Genomic DNA, 19205 nt, shown 5'->3' on the forward strand with positions numbered 1-19205 from the left:
TCCAGTCGGGACAAAACTGACTGGACGCGCGCTATTTGCGTGCGCCCGGACAAGCCTCCGGGGACAGCGAAAGAGGAACACATGCGTCTTCAAGGGATCGCGAGGAAGGCTCTCGCGCCCGGTACCGCGGCACCGGCACCGGGCGGGAGGAGCAGCCGCCACCGCCGCCGGGTGCGCTCCCTGGTGGCGGCGCTCATCTCGCTCGCCGCGGTCGCGTTCGCCCTCACGACCGCAGGGACGGCTTCGGCCGAACCCGACACCATGGAAGGGCCGTTAAGCGCTCTGCCCGCCTCCGAGTACCAGCAGTTCCGACTCAACATCGACCGCGCATCGAATTACGACGCCTACGGTGCCGCGATCCGCGGCGTGGAGAAGAGCGGCAAGGTCACCACGAACGGGCCACTCGGCGTGGCCCTGTCGGGGCAGCACGCCGGTCGCCCGCTGTGCCACACCACCGGGCTCAACGGTACGTTCCAGTACAACGGCTTCTGCTGGGACCCAGACGACGACACATCGCCTGACTGGACCCCGCAGGGCCTCACCGCGTCGCATGACGCCGATCCCAGCGGCACCTACTCCGGTCACCACCTGTACGTGGCGACCTGGCACTACGAAAATGACACGCGTGCCCGGATCTCCATCGTCAACTCCACCGGCAAGGCATGGACTTACGGCCACGTCCTGCTGGTCGAGCCGACGGGCGACGAGAACAGCGGGAACTTCAAGGCAGTCACCAAGACCCATGCCGACGGCGCGGTCTGGTACGGCAACAAGCTGTTCGTGGCCAACGGCAACACGCTCCAGGTCTACGACTTCCAGCACCTGTGGAAGATGCAGAAGATCTCCGAACATGTCGGCATCAAGGACGGTGTCTCCTCCGCCGCGCATCACCAGTGGGCCCTCCCCATGGTGGGCAAGTACACCATCGACACCTCGGCGGACGACCCGCGCGCCTGCCCGGCACCCCACCACCCGGGACGCGCCTGCCTCGGCTCCCTGAGCCTGGACCGCAGCGGCTCGGTGGACCATCTCGTGTCGGGCGAGTACTACGGGCACACTCACAAGCCTGGGGCCTATCTGGCGCGCTGGCCCCTGAACCCGGCAACCGACCTGCCCGCCGCGGACAACGGCGACACCATCGGCCCGACCACCGCAAGCGGCGGCTTCAAGGCACCGGTCAGGCAATTGCAGGGCGTTGCCACGGACGGCACCTACTACTATCTCGCCGCCGAGTGTCCCAAGGGGTACATGGGTGAAGACAAGCCGGAGGAAAGCTACTCGTGCATCTACGAGGCGAAGCCCGGCGAGGTCGGAACGATCCTGACTCGCTCACCGAAGTACACACAGAACCTTTCCTACGCGCCTTCGTCCGGCCGCCTTTGGGGCCAGAACGAGGTCAAGGGTCAACGCTCGGTGTTCTCCCTCATGCCCAGGGCGGCCGACCACAGCGTCTACCTGCGCAACTCCTATAGCGCCCTGTGCGCGGGCGGCGGCGGGAAGACCGGGAACGGTGCCCCCGTCATCCAGTGGGGCTGCAACAACGCCCGGGACGAGCGCTGGGTCTTCGAGAAGACCACGGACTCCAACGGCAAGACAGCCTATTTCGTGCGCAACGAGTACTCGGGCAAGTGCTTGGGAGCCGCCTCGCACCTCAATGACGGCAGCGGAATGATCCAGTACACCTGCAACGGGGCGGTCGACGAGAAGTGGTGGTACGACAGCGGCACCAAGGCGCTGCGGAACGTGTACTCCGGTAAGTGCCTCGCTCTGGGCGCCACCGCCACGAAGGGTACGCAGTTGATCCAGTACACCTGCAACGGCAAACCGGATGAGAGCTGGGAGCAGGTTCCCCGCTGAGTCCAACGCCCAGCCCCGCCCCGGCCGAGCCTGAGGGGCGGGGCTGGGCACAGAAGGACAGTGCCGTCGCGGCTTGACGAATTGAGGTGAGGTGTCTGCCCGGCTGTGGCGTCAGCCCCGGTTACCCAGGTCCAGGCGGTCGAGGAGCCCGGCGTTGGTGAAGGCGGTGACCAGTTCGTCACGGCCCTCGGTGAAGTGGGCCCAGCTGTCGTAGTGGACGGGAACGACCCGGCGTGCGCCGAGGATCTGGGCAGCGGCGGCGGTTTGCGCGCTGTCGAGGACGATGAGCGCGCCGTCGAAGAGGTTGGAGAACCGGGGAGCTCCGGCGAAGAGGATGGCGGTGTCCACCGGGCCGAACCGTTCGGCGATCTCCTTGACGAGATCGAGCGAGGCGTTGTCGCCGCTGACGTAGAGCGTGGGCAGGCCCTCTCCGGTCAGGACGAACCCGACGACCTGGCCGGTGATCGGTTCGACGTCCTCGCGGGGGCCGGGACCGTGGATGGCGGGCACGCCTGTGACGGTGATCGTGCCGCCGCCGGGGCGGTCCAGCTCGATCGACTCCCAGTCGGCCAGTCCCCTGGCCCTGGTTCCCAGGCGCTGCCCGCCCCCAGGGGTGGTCAGGGTCAGCGGGATGTCGGCGAGCAGCGCCCGGCCGGAGTCGTCGAGGTTGTCGGGGTGTTCGTCGTGGGAGAGCAGGACCACGTCGATATGGCCAAGGTCGGCCGGGGCGCCGGCGGAGGGCGCCGTCTTGGTCAACTGGCCGCCCGGCACGTGGTAGTCGCGGGGTGCGTCGAAGGTCGGATCGGTCAGGAAGCGCAGGCCCCCGTAGTCGAAGAGGGCAGTCGGTCCGCCGAAGACGCGGATGGGGATCTGCTCAGTGGTGGTGCTGGTGCCAGCCATCGAGAACCTCACGGATAGAGAGATGTTCATCCGTGAAGGACGGTAGCGGGGTCTCACGGATGAACGCAAGCCGTACCATGAGGGCTATGAGCGAGATCCCGACGGCCGAATCCGTGCCACCGCCCGCGCCGGGGGCGGAGGACTACCTCGCCCTCGACTTCGTCAACAGCGCCATCGCGCTGCCCGGAGGGCACTTCATCGACCTCCTCGGCACCCCCGAAGCCACAAATCGATGGCTCACCGAACACGACCTCGCGCCCGCTGACGCCGGGGTCCAGGAGATGTGCGCGGCGCAACTGCGCTCCTTGCGCGAACACCTCAGATCATTGTTCGCGGCCCGCGTGGCCGGGCTGCCCGCCCTGCCCGCGGCTCTGTCCGCTGTCAACGACGCGCTGAGCAAAGCTCCCACGGCCGCCCTGCTGTACTGGGACGAGAAGACCGGCCCCTACCGCGCGGCCCCCTGCCCCACCAACGAGATCCTCGACCGCGCTCTGGCGACCCTCGCGGCCAACGCGGCCGACCTCCTCACCAGCCCCGACGCCGACCGTCTCACCAGCTGCGATTCCACCCCCTGCAAGCGCTACCTGCTGCGCCACGGGCGCCGCCAGTGGTGCTCCACCCGCTGCGGCGACCGCGTCCGCGCCGCCCGCGCCTACGCCCGACGTGCCCAGCCGTAAGCAGACCGTTTCACCGGCGGGCGGTACCGGCGGAGGGATCGATGTCGTGGAGCGCGGAGGCCAGGATCGTGGTGGGTTCTTCGTTCTCGTCGCAGCCCGCCGAGGACACCAGCAGGAACTGCACCTGCGTGGCGTTCGGCACGTGTGCACACTGGTGCGTGACGAAGTTCAGGAGACTGAGATACGGGACGGTCATCTGGACATACTCCACCCGCCGCTCCGCGCGCAGCACCGCTGTGAGGTCGGTGACGATGTCCAGCAGGGCCTTCTCGCCCCGCCGCCCCGGGTGCCAGACCATGTGCCGCGATGATCGGGCCTGTGTCATCGCGTGTTCCGTCCACTCGCTCATGCTCCCGTCGGCGAGCCGGTTCCGCGTCAGCAGGTGTGTGTCGTTGCTGCCGGGGTTCGGTGCGAAGAACGTCGAGATGGGAAGGGTCACGTTGGCGGGATCGACCGCGTCGAGGAATCGCGGCCGCTTCTTGAACTGCTGGGCGACGGTGAGCCCGAACCAGGACAGCAGAAGCCCGTACAGGCCGTACCGGGGGAGCCGCGTGCGGAGGGCCATGATGGTTCCCCTCATGGGTGTCGGTGTCTGTTCCGGGTCTCAGCCGGCGTGGCCGTGGGCGAGCCCACGTGCGCGGGCGCGGACCCAATCGATGCTGTCGACGACTCCGGGCGCGTGCTCCGGTGCCATCACCAGGGTGTTGTGTCCGGCGTCCGCCACGAAGTCGTGCCGCGAGACCGTGGACAGCGCCGCCAGCTCGCGCTGGAGGGCCTCGTGTGCCGGGTCCGCCCGCACGGTCTCTCCCGCGGTGAGCACCGCAACGGGCCGGGAGACCGCCCGCAGGTGTGCCGCGTCGGGTGACCATGAGTGCTGCCAGTGGTGCATCTCCTGGCGGGTTGCCCACCAGGCGCCTGATGCTGCCATGCACCTCTCGGTCGCCTCGGCCATGGTGTCGGGCAGGGAGCTGAACGGCCGGAACTCCTGCGACCGGCGTGGCGTTCCGGCCAGGGCCCGGAACCATGACGTGGTCACCTGCTGCCGGACCCACGGCAACGTCTGCCGCTGGCCCGTTGACCGCCTCAGCTGATCCGGATGGGAGGAGTCGACGAACACCAGACCTGCGACGAGTTCGGGGTGGCGGCGCGCGAAGCACCGGATCAGGACCCCTCCGACCGAGTGGCCGACGAGCAGGAACGGCGGTCGCGCACCGAGTGCGGTGAGCAATGCGCGCAGTCCCGCGCTGCTCCGCTCCGCGTCCCGCGGACCCGACGCCGTCGCGCTCCAGCCGATGCCCGGCCGGTCGTAGGCCACATAGCTGGTGCCGGGGCCGAGCTCGTCCAGCACCCACCCCCACTCGGTGGCCGGGCAGGCCATGCCGTTCTCGAAGACGACCGTCGGCCCCACGCCGACCGTGTTCGCCAGCACATGCACATCGCGTCCGTTCACACGGACCAGCCGGCCGGGTGCCGACGCCCTCCTCCGCTCTCGGCGGCGTTCGGCGCCCCGGTGGACCGTCGCCCCCGCCAGCGCCGTGGCCCCAGCGGCCGCAAGCACGGCGTTACGCACCACACCGGGCCTGGTCGCCGCGGCCACCAGGGACTTCAGCGGGGTACGACCGCTCGCGGCCTGGGACGCGGGCGCGTTGTCGCGTCCCAGCGCGCGCGACACATGGGCAACGGCCGGGTAGGTGGCGCCGAACGACCACACGAACCGGTTGAGTCCCATGAAGCGCGCATTGCCGAGATGGAAGGCCGCTCCGGTGGCCAGGATTCCGCGGGCAACCGGCTTCGGGGCCACCAACACCAGGGGGAAGGCCATCTCGCCGGCAATCGTGGACCAGGCCACCGCCTTGGCCAGCCACGGCCGGTCGCGGACAGTTCGGTAGAAGAGGCTGTCGCCGTAGGTGGTGGTGCGGAAGATGCGGGGGATGGCGCTTCCGTCGCGCCACACCGGTGAGATCAGTTTGGCTGCCCCGGAAGTGAAATAGGACAGGCATGCCTGTGCGGCGAGGAAGGCCACCAGGGCCTCCCGGGCGCGCTCATCGTGGGGGAATGCCTTCTCCAGGGCCGCGCAGGCGTAGTTCACGAAGGCGAAGTGGTCGGAGCCGTCGAACCCATACCGCACACGCGTCTGCACCCCGTACGCCGTCGCGCACATCGTGGCGGCGAGAACGCCTCGCTGGGCGCGGCTCGCACCCGGCCGGAGCAGTCCGAGACCGGCGAGGCCGCGGGTGTGCACCAGCGCCATGACATTCGGATAGCCGAAGACCTTGTCCAGGCGGTCTCCTGCGGTGGGCCACGCCTGGGACATGCGGAGCTTTCCGATACGCCAGCTGAAGAGGCCGTCGTCGGCGAACTGGGTGGACGTGGCGAGCTGTTCGAGACTGCCGATGGTCTGGCCTATGGACGTGAGGAGTTCAACCTTGCGGAACACGGCGTCAACGGCGTCGCGCTCTCCGAGATGCATGTGCTCTCCGGGGCAATGTCGCGGCGTGGGGGAGGGGCGGCACCGGCGTGCCGGGAAGATCACCGCTCGGCGCCCCCGGCCGGTTCGGTATTGAGCCGGGGACGCCGAGCGGTCAGATGAGGGATCTACCGATCAGATCCACCCGGGGTGGACCCGCAGCAGATCCTGAACGGTTCCGCCCGGCTCCAGGCCAGTGCGGGGCAGGTTCTTGTCGCCGCCCTGGTAGCCGGTCCAGAAGGCGGTCGGGACCTCCGGGGGCGCGGCGGCGGCCACATCGGTGGCGCCCAGAGCGGGGACGGTCTCCGGGGTGTGGGGCACGTGGTAGTCAGTGTGCTCCGCGGCGTTGCTCCGGGCCCAACCGGCAATGCGGGATTCGTTGGTTGCGGACATCAGAATCACCTTCCTGGTCGTCCTTGCGCCGAATTCGAAGAATTCGGCGTCATCTGATGGTCGGCGGCGGAAATGGGATGTTCGGAATCCCGGCAACCGCCGTGACAGGTGACGTCCGCGCCTATTGCGCTATCGCCACCTGGTGGCTTGCATTCCCCTTGCCTTCGGCTCTCTGTCTCGCGCGTGATGGTTCGAAGAAGCCGTCCTGCCAACTGACATGACGAGGTATCAGTCAGGGCTCCTTCGACGCTGTGGGAGCAAGAACCTCGCTCTGGGAACAAGAACCTTCATACGCCAGCAATGCTGGCTCGGGCTCGTTCGGCGGCGAGGGACTAGTGATTTCGGCAGAATTGGCTTCACCGGGCTTCACCCGGGCAGCAGGTGTTGGGCGCGCTGCCGAGCAGTGGGTTCCCCAGGACGCGGCAGGCGCGGTCGGCGTCGTCCGAGAATGCGGAGAATTGACCGCGACGGCGGGATCGCCGGCCGGGCGGCACCAGACGCCGCGGGCTGATCCACGAAGATCGACAGCACAGGAGCTAGTCGCGGGGGAGGAGGGGGCCCAGTGGGCCGAGGTCGAGGTTGAGGTCCTCCTCGGTCAGGCCGAAGTGCTCGCGCAGTTCGGTCATGTTCTCCTCCAGAGCCATCAGGGTCAGCCCGAGCTTCTCGATCTGCTCGTCGCTGAGGCCGCCCTGGTCGATCCGCCGCAGGGCCTGACGCTCCATCAACTGTCGCAGGAGCTCCACGATGGTGAGTACCAGGCCGGCCAGGCTCTGGCGCGCCGACTCCTGATCGACCTCGATCCGGCGGGGCACCTCGCCGGAAGGACCAGGCCGGTCGTCGCGGCCGGGGAGGTCCGAACGGCCACCGTGGGCGGGGGTAGGGTCAGTGGCCATCGTCGCCGTCCTGGTTCTCCATCCGCACCGAGGCGATCAGCGCGCGCAGGGAGATCCGCACCAGATCCACATCGGCGATGGTCAGGGTGATCTCCCCGGCGATCACCACGCCGCCTGCCAGAACCCGGTCCAGGAGGTCCACGAGCGCCACTTCCCGCCGTTCGACCGCGTGTGTCATGGCGACTCCTCGGGCAGAGCGGTGAACGAGTAAGGCGGCCACGGGCCGCTGAGCTCCAGGGTGATGTCCGGGTAGCGCTCCCGGAGGGCGTCCACGGTGGCGGTGAAGTCGTCCGTGGCGTTGTCGGGCACCAGATAGGAGTTGTTGAGCACCATCCACCCCTCGTACGCGGCCAGCGCGGTGTCCTGCGGCGGATGCGCGGCCGTGGCCACCGCCGGTGCGGCCAGGGCGGTGTGGATCTCCTCCGCCCGTGCGGCGGCGCGGTCGTGTGCGGTATCCCGCTCCTGCCGCTGGGCGCGGCGGCGCATCAGATAGGCGGTTCCCGGCCGGTCATCACCGCCTGTGTCCTCGGCCGGGGCGGCGGCGAAGGCACGGGGGTCGACATACGCCTTGACGCCCCACTCGGTCCGGCCCTCCACCCTGCCGAGGGTGTCCATGAGGTCGTCCCGGCGCTCCTCGAGCATGGCGCGGACGCGGTCGTCGTCGTGGTAGAGCGTGGCGAAGCGCAGCGGGACGACCTGCCCGTGGTGGGCCGACTCGTTGATCACGCGGTGGTGTGCGCGGGCCGCTCGCTCCAGCCGTCGCAGATCCTCCAGGTGATCGCGCAACGCCTCCTCGTCGAAGTCGCTGAGCGGTACGGAGCCGACGACGGCAGCCAGCCCCGAGCCCATGACCAGGCGCACCGGTTCATCCGCCACTCCGGTCACACCGGTGAGCACCTGAGGCGAGCCGTCGCCGGGCGGGGCGGTGGTCACCGCGTACAGCCAAGTGGCATGGGATCCGTTCACCGCTTGTCCTCCCCGTCCGCGTCATGGCCCGCCTCCAGCTCCCCGACGCGTCGCCGGAGCCGTTCGTTCTCCTCCAGGACGTCCCGGGCGCGGGAGGAGAGGGTGGGATCGTGCTCCCACCAGTCGATGCCCATCTCCTTGGCCCGGTCCACAGACGCGACCAGCAGCCGGATCTTGATCGTCAGCAGTTCGATGTCCAGCAGATTGATCTGGATGTCTCCGGCGATGACGATGCCCTTGTCCAGCACCCGTTCCAGGATGTCGGCGAGGCTCGACGGCTCGGTGCCACGGCGGACGGGTTCGCGCGAGGGCTCCGCGCGCCGGGTCGGCACGTTCCAGTCCGAGCTCTGGCTCATCTCCGCTCCTCCGACCTGCCCCGGTAGTAGCGGTGGTCGCGCCGGTAGGTGAGGAGCTCGCCGTCGTTGTCCACCTCGACGCGGTACTCGGCGAGGATGTCGGTGGAGTCCGGTACGCGGTGGGTCTCCACCACCTCGATGCCGACCACCCAGCCGTCCTCCCGGCGCTCCAGCGATGTGACCCCTTCCGGATCACGCCCGGTGAGCTCTTGCACCTGACGAGCGGCGCTCAGAGCCGCGTCACGGGCACCGATGCCCTGGCTGCTCCGCTCCCGACGGGGGCGGGCCTGCTTGCGTGCACGTGTGCGTTCCGGCTCCCGCTCGCGGCCGTGTTCCTTGCGTGCGCGCTCCGCCTCCTGCTCGCGGCCGTGCTCCGGTTCCCGCTCGTGTGCGCGTTCCGCCTCCTGCTCGCGGCCGTGTTCTTCGCGTGCGCGCCGTTGCTCCCGGGGCACGGCTCAGCCCTCCATGCCCCCGGTGGGCGGGCCGCCGGACATCAGGCGGCGGACCAGCTCGCTCTCCAGCTCGGCCGCCTCCTCCGCACTGAGCTCACCGCTGTCCCGAGCCTGGGCGACCTCCTCGAGGCGCTGCTGGATGACGGCGGGGTCGTAGAGCTGCCGACGGGCTTCCTCGCGGATCTGCTCGGCGATCCCCCGCTCCTGCGTCCAGCCGCGCAACTGCCGGGTGAGCTGCTCCTGGTCATACGTGGTGAAGCCACCGCTGCCGTACACCGGGACGTCGGTGACGGTAGCGCCGAGAAGGTGGACCAAGGGCAGTCCGAGCAGCCGGGCCTTGAGGTCCCACAGGGCGATGTCGACGGCGGAGATCGGTCCGGCGACGAGGCCGGGCCGCCCGGTGTTGCGCACCGCGCGGCCCATGGCCTCGTTCGCCCCTGGCACATCGAGCACGGGATGCCCGGTCACGACGTCAGCCAGTTCCTTGCTGACCACCTCGGCGGTGGCGGGGGATCCGTAGGTCCAGCCGGTTCCGGTCGTCGGCCCGCTGACGGCCTGGACGAGAATCAGCGTGGTGGAGTTCCAGGCGAGTGTGCCATCCGCTTCTGAGGTGTCCGTCGGGACGGTGTAGACGGACACATCCACCCGTTCCACCGTCGGGGTGTCCTGTGCCGCGCTGGGCATCAGTCCTTCCGTTCCTGACGGCGGCTCGTGCCCGGCAGGAACTCTTGGATCTTGGCTTTGACGCCCTGCCGGACCACGTCCGCACGGTCGCTGTCGCCCTTGAAGATGGCCGTGGCGGCGGCTTCGATCTGGTCGAGGGTGGCGTGCGGGGGAATCGGCGGTACGGCGGGGTCGGTGCGGAAGTCGATGACGAAGGGACGGTCCGCGCCGAGCGCCTTGTGCCAGGCGGATTCCACTCCCTCCGGTGTCTCCACCCGCACACCCTCCAGGCCGATGGAGCGGGCGAAGTCCGCGTACGGCACATCGGGGAGGCCCTGGGAGGGGAGGAACTGCGGAGCGCCGGACATTGCGCGCATCTCCCAGGTGACCTGGTTGAGGTCGTGGTTGTTGAGTACGGCGACGATCAGCCGGGGGTCCTGCCACTCGGACCAGTACTTGGCAGCGGTGATGAGTTCGGCCATGCCGTTCATCTGCATGGCCCCGTCGCCCACCAGGGCCAGCGCGGGCCGGTCAGGATGGGCGAACTTGGCCCCGATGACATACGGGACGCCCGGCCCCATGGTGGCCAGCGTGCCGGAGAGCGAGCCGCGCATGGCCCCGCGGATGCGGAGGTGGCGTGCGTACCAGTTGGCGGCGGAGCCGGAGTCGGCGGCCAGGATCACATCGTGGGGGAGGAGGGCGTCGAGCGCGTGGACGACGTACTCGGGGTTGATGGGGTCGGCGTCCACGGCGGCGCGCCGTTCCATGACCTTCCACCAGCGGGCGGTGTTCTTCTCGATCTTCTTGCGCCATGAGCCGGGCTTCTTCCGCTTCAGCTTCGGAAGCAGGGCCTTGAGCGTCTCCCGGGCGTCTCCCACGAGATTGACTTCGAAGGGGTATCGCAGGCCGACCATGAAGGGGTCGATGTCGATCTGCACGGCCCGCGCCTGGTCGAGTTCGGGCAGGAACTGGGTGTAGGGGAAGCTGGATCCGATCACGAGCAGGGTGTCGCACTCCTGCATCAGTTCATAGGAGGGGCGGGTGCCCAGCAGCCCGATGGCGCCGGTGACATAGGGCAGATCGTCGGGGAACGCGTCCTTGCCCAGGAGCGCCTTGGCCACCCCGGCCCCCAGCAACTCGGCGAGTTGCTCGACCTCGTCGCGTGCTCCGCGCGCGCCCTGGCCGATGAGGATGGCCACTTTCTCCCCGGCGTTGAGCACCTCGGCGGCGCGGTCCACATCAGTGGCGCCCGGGAGGGGCGTATAGGAGGCCATGCCGAGGCTTGACGGGACCATCTTGAACGTGTGCGTCGGCGGTGAGTAGTCGAGTTCCTGTACGTCGGCGGGGATGATGATGGCGGTCACCGTGCGTTTGGCGCGGGCCGTGCGCATCGCCCGGTCGATGACGTTGGGGAGCTGCTCGGGGACGGTGACCATCTCGCAGAAGTCGGCCGCCACGTCCTTGTAGAGGCTCAGCAGATCGACTTCCTGCTGGTAGGAACCGCCCATGGCGCTGCGGTTGGTCTGGCCGACGATCGCCACCACCGGTACGTGGTCGAGCTTGGCGTCGTACAGGCCGTTGAGCAGATGGATGGCGCCGGGGCCCGAGGTCGCCGCACACACACCGACCCGCCCGGAGAACTTGGCGTAGCCGACGGCCTCGAAGGCGGACATCTCCTCATGCCGGGACTGGATGAACTGTGGCTTGTTGTCGGCCCGTCCCCAGGCGGCGAGCAGGCCGTTGATGCCGTCTCCCGCATAGGCGAAGACATGTTCCACATCCCATTCGCGCAGTCGCTGGAGGATGTAGTCGGACACTTTGAGTGACACAGGTGCTTCCTCTCATCAATGCGTGTGGGGGAGTGCGATGCCTCGACCGCGGCGTCGGCGGACGATGGCGTGGATGCCGCCCGCGGCAGCCATGGCCGCGATGAGCGCCGTGGCCGCGGCCACACGCGCATCACGGGGGGGAGGGCTCCGGGCGGACGGCGAGCTTTTCCGGCAGGTGCGCGGGCAGATGTGCGGTGTCCAGGCCGAGCGCCAGCACCTCGGCCAGATGCATCGCCCGACGGCCCGTGCCGCCCTGTTCGATCTGGACGCGGCAGCTGAAGCCGTCGGCGAGGACGAGAGCACCGGGGGCGGTGTCCCGTACGGCCGGCAGGACACCCAGTTCGGCGATGGTCATGGAAAGGTCGTGGTGTCCGCGCTCGAATCCGAAGTTGCCGGCGAGCCCGCAGCAACCCTCGTCCAGGACATCGGCGTCGATGCCGGCACGACGCATCAGCTCGCGGTCGGCATCGTCTTTCAGCACGGCGTGCTGATGACAGTGCGTCTGCACCGTCGCCGCTCTTCCGATGGCCGGGGGCCGCCAGCCATCGGCGTCCTGGAGGAGCAGTTCGGAGAGTGTACGGAACTGCCGTGCGAGCCGCTGGACATCCTGGTCCTGCGGCAGCAACTCGGGTGCGTCGGCCCGGAAGACGGCGGTGCAGGAGGGCTCCAGACCGACGATCGGGGTGCCCGTCTCGAGCCACGGCCGCAGCACCTCGACCGTGCGACGAAGGGCACGTTCGGCCGGGCCGAGCTGTCCGGTGGAGATCCAAGTCAGCCCGCAGCACACCGCCTGACCCGGTACCGCCACGCGGAACCCCGCGTCCTCCAGCACCCGGACCGCCGAGCGCGCGATGTTCGGGTGGAAGAACGTGCTGAAGGTGTCGGGCCACAGAACGACCGCGTTGTCGTCCCCCGGCTCCGGCTGCGGTGTGCCCCTGCCCCGCCACCACCGAAGGAAGGACTCCTCGGCGAAGACGGGTGCCTCCCGCTCCACCGCCACCCCGGCCACCCACTTGCCGATCCGGGCCAGCCCCGGAGCGCGCAGCGCGGCGTTGACCAGCCGTGGGGAGAGACGGGAAACCCGCGCCCACAACGGCAGCCACCCCATCGAATAGTGTGCGGCCGGTCGCGGCCGCCCCGCGTAGTGGTGGGAGAGGAACTCCGCCTTGTAGGTGGCCATGTCGACCCCGACCGGGCAGTCCGACTTGCAGCCCTTGCACGCCAGGCACAGGTCCAGCGCGTCACGGACCTCGGTGGAGCGCCAACCGTCGGTGACTGGCGAGTCGCTGTGTCCTTCCAGCATCTCGAACAGCAGCCGGGCCCGGCCCCGGGTGGAGTGCTCCTCCTCGCCGGTCGCGCGGAAGGACGGACACATGACACCACCCCGGTGCGCACGGCAGTTGCCGACACCAACACACCGCATCACCGCTCGGGTGAAGGACCCCTGGTCACGGGGGTAACCGAACCGTGCCGGCAGGGAGCGCGGCCGCCACCGCGAGCCGAGCCGGAGGTTCTCGTCCACACCGTCCGGCGCCACCACCTTTCCGGGGTTCATCCGGTTGTCCGGGTCGAAGAGGGCCTTCACCTCACCGAATGCGGCAACCAGGCGGTCGCCGAACATCCGCGGCAAGAGCTCGCCCCGGGCCTGACCGTCCCCGTGCTCACCGGAGAGCGACCCACCGTAGGAGACGACCAGATCGGCGGCCCGGCCGAGGAAGGTGCGGAAGGTGGCCACCCCCTCGGCGCTCTTCAGCTCGAAGGGGATGCGGGTGTGGACACACCCCTGCCCGAAGTGACCGTAGAGCGAGGACTGGCCGTACCCGAACTCGTCGAAAAGCCGCTTGAGGTCACGCAGGTAATCCCCGAGCCGATCGGGCGGCACGGCGGAGTCCTCCCACCCCTCCCAGGTCTCCCGCCCGTCCGGTGGACGGGCGGTCACGCCCAGGCCCGCCTCCCGGGCCCGGAGCACCTTCTCCTCCCGGCGCGGATCGTCGGAGAACGCCACCGTGCCGTCATCCTCGCGGCGGCCGAGCGCATGCAGCAGATCACGGCCCTGCCCGTCGACGTCCTCCTGACTGTCGCCGCTGAACTGCACCAGCAGCCAGCTCTCACCCGCCGGGAACTGGTCCAGGGAATCCAGAAACGCCCTCTCTTCCCGCATCAGCTGTGCCATCCGTCCGTCCAGCGCCTCCAGCTGGGTCGGGCGGCTGTGCTCGAGCAGCCGAGGTACGTCGTCCGCCGCGGAGCAGATGTCGGGGTAGCCCAGGACGAGGACCGCCTCGTAGGGCGGTACGGGAACCAGATCCAATTCGGCGCGCAGTACGGTCACGAGGGTGCCCTCGCTGCCCACCAGCGCGCGGGCCACATCGAAGCCGTTCTCGGGGAGCAGTGAGTCCAGGTTGTATCCCGACACCCGGCGCGGAACCGCCGGGTAACCCTCCCGGACGTCCGCGAGGTAGCGATCGACGATCTCCTTCAGCCCCTGGTACAGCTCCGCGCGCCGGCCCCCGGCGCCCACGATCGCCCGGAACTCGTCGTCCGGGGTCCGGCCGACCCAGCAACGGGTGCCGTCGTAGGTCAACACCTCCAGCCGCCGCACGTTGTCCACGGTCTTTCCGTACGCCTGTGCCGAGGCCCCGCAGGAGTTGTTGCCGATCATGCCGCCCAGAGAACAGTGACTGTGCGTGGACGGTTTGGGGCCGAACTTCAGCTGATGGGGTTCGAGCAACCGGTTCAGCTCGTCCAGCACGATGCCGGGCTCCACCACACAGGTCCGCCGCTCGGCATCGACCGACACCAGTCGGTCGCAGTACTTCGTCCAGTCGATCACGACCGCCTCATTGGTGCACTGGCCTGCCAGGCTGGTCCCGCCGCCACGGCTGAGTACGGGGACGCCGGACTCCGCGCAGACCGCGACCGCCTCGGCCCCGGCCTCCACGTTGCTGGGCACGACTACACCGATCGGCACCTGCCGGTAGTTCGAGCCGTCGGTGGCGTACGCGCCACGGCTGCCCGCGTCAAAGCGCACTTCACCGTCCACACGGGCACGCAGGGCCTTCGCCAATGCGGCAGGGTTTCCCCTCGACCCGCTGCTACCGGGCGCTGTCTGCCGATCTTCGGTGGTCATCGACGCCTTCCTGTCCTCCACCGTGTTCGTCACCGGTGCGAATATCGGTACCAAGATCTACACATTGCGCGTCCCGGCTCCCCGCACCACGCCGACATGCGCATTCGGCCGAAGCGGCACTCGTGGCCACGCGCCGCGAAAAGCGTCGGGCGCGTGACATGGCCGAGTCGGCCGTCTCACCCGCTCGGGTGTGCCAGGGGGAGCGAGCTTCGCGCCGATGGGAGGTTATGAAAACGGCATGCGGTGCCGGGCGCCGTACAGCACACATAACCCCGGGGTTCCCAGCAATCCGGGCCCCAGTCGTACGAGCGAAGCCGGAGGCGCGGGGCACTCCCGGCCGCGACGACGACGTCGTCCGTCCGGGACGTTCCGGACTTCGACTCCGGGGAACCCGTCCTAAAGTTGAAGACGGAGACAGCAAACCGTGTCCGCCGCCGGACGCAGGTCCGATCGGGCGAAGGCGGCGCGCCGATGGGAAAGAGAGGCTGAGCCATGCCTGCCGGATCCAGCCGCAAGCGGGAACGCCAATACGAGCACATCAAGAAGGGGCAGGAGGAGCGCGGTACCTCCACCTCCCGGGCGAAGGAGATCGCCGCCCGGACCGTCAACAAGGAACGCGCCCGTGCGGGCGAGGCCAAGACCGCCAGCAGGACCTCCGTGAAGGACCCGAAGTCCGCGCCGGAGCGGGGCGGGAAGCGCTCGCACAGCGGGGCGAAGGGCCCTACCCGTGATCAGCTGTACAACGAGGCGAGGCAGCGAGGTATCGAGGGCCGCTCCCAGATGAACAAGGAGCAGCTGGCGAAGGCGCTCGGCCGCTGACGCGGGGGCGGCCGGTGTCTGCGCGCCTCGTGACGACCGGACCGCGAATGTGCCGACCGCCCAGGAACGCGTGGCGGAAAGGGAGCCGCCGATGCATGAGGACCGTCGGCCCTCGACCGGCCGCAGCGAGTCTCCGGAGGAGCGGGCGGACCGCAAGTGGGCCGAGCTGCTGCAAGAGGTGAGGGTGACCCAGACGGGTGTGCAGATCCTCTTCGCGTTCCTGCTCACGGTCGCCTTCACCCCGCGTTTCGCGGACCTGGGCGCGACGGAGAAGGTCATTTACATCGTGACCGTTCTCCTGGGCGCGGCGGCGACCGGTGCACTGATCGCCCCGGTCTCCCTGCACCGGTTTGTCACGGGACGCCGTCTGAAGCCGGAGACCGTGGCTTGGGCGTCAGGGTTCACACTGGCCGGGCTTGTCTTGCTCTTGTTCACCGTGGCGTCCGCGCTCCTGCTGATCCTGCGCGTCGTGTCCTCCGGCAGTGTGGCCTTGTGGCTGGTGGCCGGAGTACTGCTGTGGTTCGCCCTCTGCTGGTTCGTTCCCGCCGTCGTGCTGCGGCGCCGCTCCCGCAAGGAACGCCTGACGGCGCGGAATCGGTCGCGCTAGGGCCTGGCCGGTGGGTCTTTGCGGAGCAGCCCGCGGCGTCTGGTGCCGTGGATCGCAAGGCGGAGGATCGCCCTCGTACTGGGCGTACTCGGGCGACTTTCGACAACGCGGCGAGGTGTGGTGCCAGGCGTCGCGGGTCCGATGAGATCCGCCGGACAGGGCCTAGGGGTGCCGCCCAGGGCCCGCGTGCCCACGGGCCGCGCCCCGGTTCGTACGTCGACTCTCAGTCCCGGCTCCCGGCGGCCTCTTGTCAGCGGGCGCTGACGTTTCTTGTGCTTCCGCCGCTGCGATGGTCTCGCGCAGCAGTTGTCGCGCTGCGGCGAGCTCGGTGGCGCGCCGGTCGAGGTGGCGCAGCTGTTCGCGGAGCGCGTGGAGGACACCGGGACAGGGCTGCACGGTGGCCATGTCACTGGTACAGGGCAGCACTTGGCGGATAACACGGGTGGGGAGCCCGGCCGCGAGGAGGGCGCGGATGCGGCGTACGTCTTTGGTGGCGGAGGGGGAGTAGCTGCGATAGCCGTTGGGCAGCCGCTCGGCCCGCAGCAGCCCTGCCCGCTCGTAGTAGCGCAGCAGGCGCTCGCTGGTCCCGGTCTGCGTGGCCAACTCCCCGATCAGCATGGACTCTTCCTCTCGCTTGACCTTCCAACGGTGTCAGGGATCAACACTGGTCCGGCGCGCAGGCATTCCAGCTGCGACCCAACCAGCCCGGAAGGTACACATGATCATCGATGCTCACAGCCATGTTCACGACCCGCTCGGCGGACATCTGTCCGCGCTGGACGACGCGGGCGTGGACCGTGTTGTCCTCTTCCCCACCCGCCCGCACCCGGAACGGGCGACGGACCTGGCCTCTCTCCGTCGCGAATTGCGCGTGCTGGACACCGCGCTGAGAGGCGATGCCGACTGCGCGCACGACGGCTACGCCGCGGCCTTCCGGGAGTTGGACGAGGCGCTTGCTGCGCACCCGGCCCGCTTCCTCGGCTTCGGCTCCGTCCGGCTGGGCCGGGCGGCCACCGAGACCGCGACCGCCGTCGCCCGCGACATTGTCAGCCGTGGGCTCCACGGCATCGGAGAGCTCACCCCGCCCCCTGACCGGGCGGCCCTGGTGGAGCCGGTCCTCCAGGCCGCGTGTGACTACGCGGGCATGCCGGTGGTCGTCCACGGCTACGCGCCCACGACCGCGTCCGATGTGCGTACCCTGGCCGATCTGGCAGCCCGCTACCCGAAGGTTCCGCTGGTGATCAGCCAGCTGGCCGGGGCGAATTGGATGGAAGCAATCGAACTGGCGCGGGCCACGCCCAACATCTACCTCGAACTTTCCACGGCGAATCTGATCTTCGCTGTCCGCCTCGCGATCCACGAGCTGCCCACCCGTACGCTCTTCGGCTCGGACGCTCCCTACGGGGACCCCGTCGTCGCCCGCACCACGGTGGAACGGGTCACACCACCTGGCGAGGTCCGCGACCGGGTACTCGGGGGCAACCTGGCTGAGCTACTGCGCCTGTCCTGACCAGGGGCGCGGAGGCAGACACATCGGCTGCGCGGCCGGTCCGTCGAGCGCACGGTGGTCGTGTTCGCCACGGAAGTCTGGTCATTTCCTCGGGCCTACGCGTCCCATGCCCTTTGCGGTGGGCCGGACGGCGAACGGCACCTAGGCTCGGCCTTGCACGGGACGGCGAGGATCGTGCGGGTTGGGGCACATGGTCCGGGGCAAGGGGCTGGAGCAGCGGCGATGGCAGGGGAAACCGCAAGCGGGACGGCGCTGCTCGGCGCGTTGCTGCCGGACACGGTCTCGGTGGCCGAGACCTTCGGCCAACCACCGGCCGGTGTGCTTCTGCCCCCGGAAGAGGACCTCGTGGCGCATGCGGTCGACAAGCGGAAGCGGGAGTTCGCCGCCGGCCGCTGGTGCGCCCGCCGGGCACTGGCCGGTATCGGCTCGCCGCCTGTACCGATCCTTCCCGGGCCGCGCGGCGAGCCCCGATGGCCGTCCGGCATCACCGGCGCGATCACTCACTGCGAGGGGTACGCCGCTGCCGTCGTCGCGCCCAGCACGGAACTGCTCGCCCTCGGCATCGACGCCGAGCCCGCGAAGCCACTTCCGGACGGGGTGTTGGAGGCCGTGGCACTGCCCGACGAGCGCGCCGGGCTGCCCCTGTGCCGCCCCGGATCGCCGCAGCTGCCCTGGGACACCCTCCTCTTCAGCGCCAAAGAGGCGGTGTACAAGGCGTGGTTTCCGCTGACCGGGCGCCCGCTGGGGTTCGAGGATGCCTTCCTCACCTTCGACCCGGTCGGCGGAACCTTCACCGCACGGCTTCTGGTACCCGGATGGCAGCTTGGTGACCGCGTCCTGAACGGATTCGAGGGGCGCTGGGCGGTACGGTCGGGCCTGGTGATGACCACGGTCACGGTACCCGCCGCCGTTCCCCGCACCGATCCCGCCGACGCTCCCATCGGTCTGGATGGTTCTTCATGACAGACGCGGTGACCGTGCGCGCTATGGCCCATGGGCCTTGCGACACCATGACGAAGGACCGTGCGACGACGGGCCGGACAGCGGTCAACTGCCGTGCCCCGCCCGTTGGATGTTGGTCTGAGGATTGAGCGGTATCCGGTGCGCGGTGCCAAAGCCCGGCGCCGGGACGTGTGTTGGTGACAGTGTGTAGTGGTTGATGTGAGGGGAAGCTGTGGTGGCTACAGGTACCGTGGTGCGCTTTGACGACGTGCGCGGATATGGCTTTATCACCCCCGATTCCGGCGGTGAGGATGTCTTCGTACATGCCAATGACCTGAGGGACGAGAAGCACCTGTTCCGCAGTGGACTCCGGGTGGAGTACACGGCGGAGGTGGGGGAGCGCGGGCTCAAGGCCAGCGATGTCCAGATGTTGGAGCAGCAGCCCGCGCGGGCGGCCGTCGTACGGCGGCCGACTCCGGTTGCCGCGGGGGCGGAACGGGCGGTCGCGGCGGATTCCGACGAGGATCTGCTGTGCGACATCCTGTCCCAGGCCGAGTTCCGGAACGAGCTGACCGAGGCGCTGCTCGAAGCGGCGCCGTCGCTCACCGCGGGCCAGCTCGTCCAGGTACGCAAGCGCGTGCTGGAACTGGTCCAGGCGCACAACTGGATCGACGCCTGACCCACCGCCCCGGTCACGGGGCGGACACAGGACGGATGACGCGGTGATGCCCGGGTGCCTTGGGGCCC

The 19205-nt window shown here is 69.3% G+C and carries 19 protein-coding genes and 1 pseudogene; 7 read left to right on the plus strand and 13 right to left on the minus strand.

All coding sequences use genetic code 11. From position 1 onward, the window contains the following. The first annotated feature begins 183 nt into the window (after positions 1-183). Complete coding sequence (locus AC4BEG_RS35535) at positions 184-1857, plus strand: RICIN domain-containing protein (RefSeq protein ID WP_490703794.1); 1674 nt, start codon at positions 184-186, stop codon at positions 1855-1857. Between the two features lie 111 nt (positions 1858-1968). Here the strand turns inward: AC4BEG_RS35535 and AC4BEG_RS35540 are convergent, their stop codons facing one another. Further along, the gene (locus tag AC4BEG_RS35540; protein ID WP_490703795.1) at positions 1969-2757 is read right to left on the minus strand and encodes an MBL fold metallo-hydrolase; all 789 of its coding nucleotides are present in this window, start codon (positions 2755-2757) and stop codon (positions 1969-1971) included. An 86-nt stretch (positions 2758-2843) separates the two neighbouring features. Here AC4BEG_RS35540 and AC4BEG_RS35545 point away from each other — a divergent pair, with 86 nt between their 5' ends. Continuing rightward, positions 2844-3434 carry a CGNR zinc finger domain-containing protein gene (locus AC4BEG_RS35545; protein WP_490703796.1) on the plus strand — a complete coding sequence of 197 codons (591 nt, stop codon included), beginning with the start codon at positions 2844-2846 and terminating at the stop codon, positions 3432-3434. 10 nt (positions 3435-3444) lie between these two features. Here the strand turns inward: AC4BEG_RS35545 and AC4BEG_RS35550 are convergent, their stop codons facing one another. The 11 genes and pseudogenes from AC4BEG_RS35550 to AC4BEG_RS35600 all read right to left on the minus strand — a co-directional run bounded on the left by AC4BEG_RS35550 (position 3445) and on the right by AC4BEG_RS35600 (position 14580). After that, positions 3445-3999, minus strand: a complete 555-nt coding sequence (locus AC4BEG_RS35550; protein WP_490703797.1) for a hypothetical protein — start codon at positions 3997-3999, stop codon at positions 3445-3447. Between the two features lie 39 nt (positions 4000-4038). Further along, positions 4039-5904 carry an alpha/beta fold hydrolase gene (locus AC4BEG_RS35555; protein WP_490703798.1) on the minus strand — a complete coding sequence of 622 codons (1866 nt, stop codon included), beginning with the start codon at positions 5902-5904 and terminating at the stop codon, positions 4039-4041. A gap of 132 nt (positions 5905-6036) precedes the next feature. Then, entirely contained in the window at positions 6037-6294 is a 258-nt protein-coding gene (locus AC4BEG_RS35560; protein ID WP_490703799.1) for a hypothetical protein, read from the minus strand. A 536-nt stretch (positions 6295-6830) separates the two neighbouring features. Beyond that, on the minus strand, positions 6831-7187 hold the full coding sequence (locus tag AC4BEG_RS35565; RefSeq protein ID WP_490703800.1) for a gas vesicle protein K: 357 nt from the start codon (positions 7185-7187) through the stop codon (positions 6831-6833). After that, the gene (locus AC4BEG_RS35570; RefSeq protein WP_490703801.1) at positions 7177-7365 is read right to left on the minus strand and encodes a gas vesicle protein; all 189 of its coding nucleotides are present in this window, start codon (positions 7363-7365) and stop codon (positions 7177-7179) included. Before AC4BEG_RS35570 ends, AC4BEG_RS35565 begins: the two co-directional genes overlap by 11 nt. Continuing rightward, on the minus strand, positions 7362-8153 hold the full coding sequence (locus tag AC4BEG_RS35575; protein ID WP_490703802.1) for a GvpL/GvpF family gas vesicle protein: 792 nt from the start codon (positions 8151-8153) through the stop codon (positions 7362-7364). Before AC4BEG_RS35575 ends, AC4BEG_RS35570 begins: the two co-directional genes overlap by 4 nt. Beyond that, positions 8150-8509 carry a gas vesicle protein gene (locus AC4BEG_RS35580; RefSeq protein ID WP_490703803.1) on the minus strand — a complete coding sequence of 120 codons (360 nt, stop codon included), beginning with the start codon at positions 8507-8509 and terminating at the stop codon, positions 8150-8152. Before AC4BEG_RS35580 ends, AC4BEG_RS35575 begins: the two co-directional genes overlap by 4 nt. Continuing rightward, positions 8506-8961: a gas vesicle protein GvpO gene (gene gvpO / locus AC4BEG_RS35585; protein WP_490703804.1), complete on the minus strand. Its 456-nt coding sequence runs from the start codon at positions 8959-8961 to the stop codon at positions 8506-8508. Before gvpO ends, AC4BEG_RS35580 begins: the two co-directional genes overlap by 4 nt. 3 nt (positions 8962-8964) lie before the next feature. Then, positions 8965-9645: a gas vesicle protein GvpG gene (locus tag AC4BEG_RS35590; protein WP_490703805.1), complete on the minus strand. Its 681-nt coding sequence runs from the start codon at positions 9643-9645 to the stop codon at positions 8965-8967. After that, the gene (locus tag AC4BEG_RS35595; protein WP_490703806.1) at positions 9645-11453 is read right to left on the minus strand and encodes a thiamine pyrophosphate-requiring protein; all 1809 of its coding nucleotides are present in this window, start codon (positions 11451-11453) and stop codon (positions 9645-9647) included. The genes AC4BEG_RS35590 and AC4BEG_RS35595 overlap by 1 nt, the downstream gene beginning before the upstream one ends. 15 nt (positions 11454-11468) lie before the next feature. After that, positions 11469-14580 (minus strand): annotated as a pseudogene (locus AC4BEG_RS35600) (FAD-binding and (Fe-S)-binding domain-containing protein). 492 nt (positions 14581-15072) lie between these two features. Here AC4BEG_RS35600 and AC4BEG_RS35605 point away from each other — a divergent pair. Next, on the plus strand, positions 15073-15399 hold the full coding sequence (locus AC4BEG_RS35605) for a plasmid stabilization protein (protein ID WP_490703807.1): 327 nt from the start codon (positions 15073-15075) through the stop codon (positions 15397-15399). Positions 15400-15490: 91 nt separating this feature from the next. Next, a complete protein-coding gene (locus AC4BEG_RS35610; protein WP_490703808.1) occupies positions 15491-16006 on the plus strand; it encodes a DUF6328 family protein in 516 nt (171 codons plus the stop codon). A gap of 162 nt (positions 16007-16168) precedes the next feature. Here the strand turns inward: AC4BEG_RS35610 and AC4BEG_RS35615 are convergent, their stop codons facing one another. Continuing rightward, positions 16169-16624, minus strand: coding sequence for a MerR family transcriptional regulator (locus tag AC4BEG_RS35615; RefSeq protein ID WP_490703809.1), 456 nt, complete (start codon positions 16622-16624; stop codon positions 16169-16171). Between the two features lie 100 nt (positions 16625-16724). Between AC4BEG_RS35615 and AC4BEG_RS35620 the strand changes: the two genes are divergently transcribed. The 3 genes from AC4BEG_RS35620 (at position 16725) to AC4BEG_RS35630 (ending at position 19137) form a co-directional block, all read left to right on the plus strand. After that, on the plus strand, positions 16725-17516 hold the full coding sequence (locus tag AC4BEG_RS35620) for an amidohydrolase family protein (protein WP_490703810.1): 792 nt from the start codon (positions 16725-16727) through the stop codon (positions 17514-17516). A gap of 252 nt (positions 17517-17768) precedes the next feature. After that, complete coding sequence (locus AC4BEG_RS35625; RefSeq protein ID WP_490707312.1) at positions 17769-18479, plus strand: 4'-phosphopantetheinyl transferase family protein; 711 nt, start codon at positions 17769-17771, stop codon at positions 18477-18479. 214 nt (positions 18480-18693) lie between these two features. After that, a complete protein-coding gene (locus AC4BEG_RS35630) occupies positions 18694-19137 on the plus strand; it encodes a cold-shock protein (protein WP_490703811.1) in 444 nt (147 codons plus the stop codon). The last annotated feature ends 68 nt before the right edge of the window (positions 19138-19205 follow it).

It is taken from the genome of Streptomyces sp. JLBJ103 (genome assembly GCF_058215575.1).

Excerpts from the sequence above, each read along its gene's own strand:
- AC4BEG_RS35540 (WP_490703795.1), bottom strand. The coding sequence starts at position 2,757 with ATGGCTGGCACCAGCACCACCACTGAGCAGATCCCCATCCGCGTCTTC.
- AC4BEG_RS35615 (WP_490703809.1), bottom strand. The coding sequence starts at position 16,624 with ATGCTGATCGGGGAGTTGGCCACGCAGACCGGGACCAGCGAGCGCCTG.
- AC4BEG_RS35550 (WP_490703797.1), bottom strand. The coding sequence starts at position 3,999 with ATGGCCCTCCGCACGCGGCTCCCCCGGTACGGCCTGTACGGGCTTCTG.
- AC4BEG_RS35570 (WP_490703801.1), bottom strand. The coding sequence starts at position 7,365 with ATGACACACGCGGTCGAACGGCGGGAAGTGGCGCTCGTGGACCTCCTG.
- AC4BEG_RS35555 (WP_490703798.1), bottom strand. The coding sequence starts at position 5,904 with ATGCATCTCGGAGAGCGCGACGCCGTTGACGCCGTGTTCCGCAAGGTT.
- AC4BEG_RS35610 (WP_490703808.1), top strand. The coding sequence starts at position 15,491 with ATGCATGAGGACCGTCGGCCCTCGACCGGCCGCAGCGAGTCTCCGGAG.
- AC4BEG_RS35605 (WP_490703807.1), top strand. The coding sequence starts at position 15,073 with ATGCCTGCCGGATCCAGCCGCAAGCGGGAACGCCAATACGAGCACATC.
- AC4BEG_RS35590 (WP_490703805.1), bottom strand. The coding sequence starts at position 9,645 with ATGCCCAGCGCGGCACAGGACACCCCGACGGTGGAACGGGTGGATGTG.
- AC4BEG_RS35545 (WP_490703796.1), top strand. The coding sequence starts at position 2,844 with ATGAGCGAGATCCCGACGGCCGAATCCGTGCCACCGCCCGCGCCGGGG.
- AC4BEG_RS35560 (WP_490703799.1), bottom strand. The coding sequence starts at position 6,294 with ATGTCCGCAACCAACGAATCCCGCATTGCCGGTTGGGCCCGGAGCAAC.
- AC4BEG_RS35620 (WP_490703810.1), top strand. The coding sequence starts at position 16,725 with ATGATCATCGATGCTCACAGCCATGTTCACGACCCGCTCGGCGGACAT.
- AC4BEG_RS35565 (WP_490703800.1), bottom strand. The coding sequence starts at position 7,187 with ATGGCCACTGACCCTACCCCCGCCCACGGTGGCCGTTCGGACCTCCCC.
- AC4BEG_RS35580 (WP_490703803.1), bottom strand. The coding sequence starts at position 8,509 with ATGAGCCAGAGCTCGGACTGGAACGTGCCGACCCGGCGCGCGGAGCCC.